This is a genomic window from Parabacteroides sp. merdae-related_45_40, from assembly GCF_001915675.1.
Map to the genome: position 1 here is coordinate 33344 of NZ_MNQY01000098.1, position 2675 is coordinate 36018.

Here is a 2675-nt window from a genome sequence, read left to right on the forward strand (position 1 = left end):
GGCGTGAACGGCAGAAGAACTTTCTTTCTTATTGCCAGCATCTGATACGCGAGAACTTCATGTACCGGTTCCAGTCGCCGGAACTCAATTATATGAATACGGACGAAGCTGGATTTGCCGTGAAGTTCGCTCCTTTCATCAATGAACGGAATGTGATCGACATCATGGACGAGTTGGCAAAAGCGGAACGGCATGTGACGCAAAATGTGAACGCAAAGATGGTCTTTTTCGATCTTTCCCTACGGCTTACCGTATTGATAAAACGGTAATTCCAGATAAGTTGTCACAGCTTTTTATTCTGCCAGTTTCCTTTCCAGAGATAGAAGAAAGCGGACAGGATCATCAAATCGTAGACATGCTCCGTTGTCCAGCAGACCGCCACATCCGCATGCATCCGGATACCGACCCACAGTGCATAGAGAACATAGACAAAGATACTTGCCATATCAATCAGCAATGCCGTCTGCGTATTTCCCGTTCCCGACACACTGAAAAAGAAGATAAAGGCCGGAACCGCAATCAGATAAGAGGAAAGCATCACCCAAAGGGACGATACAGAACCGGCAATCAGATCCGTATTATCCGTATAGATACGCAATACAAGTTCCGGAAATAGGGCGATCAGGATACCGAGCGGCAAAACGAAGTAATAGCAAATCCGTATCATACGTCCGCACAATCCCATCACCTGTTCCGGCTTTCCAGCACCAATCAGATTGCTGACCAGCGAACTGGAGGTCGAAGCAAAGGCATTGACAAACATAAACAGAAACGAAGAAATGCTTCGTACCACATTCGTAATCGCCAACGACCGCTCTCCCTGATGCTCCATCACGACAAAGAACACGAACCAGCCTAAAAAAGCAATCCCGTGCTGAATCATAATCCAGATAGAAACACCCAATATTTGCTTCAACATCCGAAAATCCATACCCGAATACTCAAACAACCCGTATTTCTCATAATCGACTTTCTTCCACGTATAAAGGATGAAGAACAGTACCGAAACAGCCTCCGAGACCGATGAAGCGATCGCCGCTCCGGCAATTCCCAATGCCGGTAATCCAAACTTTCCGAATATCAAGACATAGTTCAGCATCACATTGGTCAACACCATCACAACCGAATTTATGGTCAAGATCCTTGTTTTTGTAATACCGACATAAAAAGCCCTGAACATAACGGCCACAAAGGAGAAGAAAAAGCCATAGACACGCCAGTCCACATACTCCATCGTAGCTTGGTAGACTCCATCGGAATCGATCAGTTTGCGCAGGAAGAAAGGCGAATACAGATGCGAAAACGTAAACAGCAACGCTGCAAGCAACAACAGGAAAAACGTTCCCTGCAGAAAGACCGGACCGATCCGTTTATACTCCTGTGCACCGTTACGCCGAGCTATCAATACCTGCGCACCGATACTGAAACCGAAGCCAAGCATATAAATCACAAGATAATAGACTCCCGCCAATGCCGACGCTCCCAACTCGACTTCTCCTACCCGCCCCAAATAGGCCGTATCGGTCAACCCGATCATGTGTTCCATCAATAGACTCATCAAGACGGGGAATGTTATTTGCAGAATTTGTTTGTTCGTAAATTGCATATTGTCTGATAAAAAGGGGTGCAAAGATAATAATAAGAATGGATTGCACAATATAACCGGGAGATATTCGTTTTTATAAAAATGAACCGGTATGATGGTGCGTATAATTTATTAATGATATTCCTATGAAAGCGAAATTATTGCTGATATTCTCTCTGTCATTTTACCTTTTCAGTTGTAACGGACAGAATTCCCATATCCCGGCAGCTGTCACTTCAGCCGCTCCAGTCAAGATCAATCGTTTCGACAAGGAGCTTTTAAAGCTGGTCGAAACGGACGACTCCTCCATGCAAGCCAAGCTTGTTCGCGAATACCCGCAAATGCTCGACATATTGGGAAAAGGTATCCTAAACATGAAGTCTCCGGCAATGCCCGGCTTCTTCGACAAATTGGCCAACTACTATTCCGAACCGACTTTGAAGGGGTTATATACCGATGCTGTCCGTCAATATGACAATGTTTCCCAGATCGAGCAAGCTCTCGGTAACGGTTTCACATGGTTGAAGACCTGTTTTCCTTCGATGCAGATTCCGGCCATCTATATGCACGTTTCCGGCTTCAATCAAAATGTACTGGTCGGCGACAGCCTGTTGTCCATCTCGATAGATAAATATTTAGGCGAGGAATATCCGTTATACCAGGACTTCTTCTATGATTTCCAGCGCCGGTTAATGACGCCTGAGCATATCGTCCCCGATTACCTTGCCGGTTGGCTGATGTCCGAGTATCCGTTTGAAGGAAAAGAAAATGTACTGCTCGACCGGATGATCTATGAAGGCAAAATAAAATATCTGATCCATCAAGCATTTCCTGAACTGAAGCCAGAAGTACTCATGGGCTACACGGAAACTTCCTATAACTGGTGCAAAGAGAATGAATCCAACCTGTGGAAGGCTATCATAGAACGCAAGCATCTTTATACGCCAGACCTGATGACGACAAATAAATACTTCGATAACGTCCCCAGCATATTCCTGGCAAGCGACGCTCCCGGAAATCTCGGCAGTTGGCTCGGCTGGCAGATTATCGACAAATATATGCGAGAAACGAATTCGACCCCAGAAGCCTT

At 45.5% G+C, this 2675-nt stretch carries 2 protein-coding genes and 1 pseudogene; 2 read left to right on the plus strand and 1 reads right to left on the minus strand.

Annotated features, from left to right (window positions below):
* A pseudogene (locus BHV83_RS11490) lies at positions 1 to 269 on the plus strand (DNA polymerase III subunit delta); the annotation flags it as partial.
* A 14-nt stretch (positions 270 to 283) separates the two neighbouring features.
* Here BHV83_RS11490 and BHV83_RS11495 read toward each other — a convergent pair.
* A complete protein-coding gene (locus tag BHV83_RS11495) occupies positions 284 to 1606 on the minus strand; it encodes an MATE family efflux transporter (protein WP_122131606.1) in 1323 nt (440 codons plus the stop codon).
* A 125-nt stretch (positions 1607 to 1731) separates the two neighbouring features.
* Here BHV83_RS11495 and BHV83_RS11500 point away from each other — a divergent pair.
* Positions 1732 to 2675 (plus strand): gliding motility protein GldB-related protein (locus BHV83_RS11500; RefSeq protein WP_286757536.1); only part of this gene is annotated, 944 nt, incomplete at its 3' end.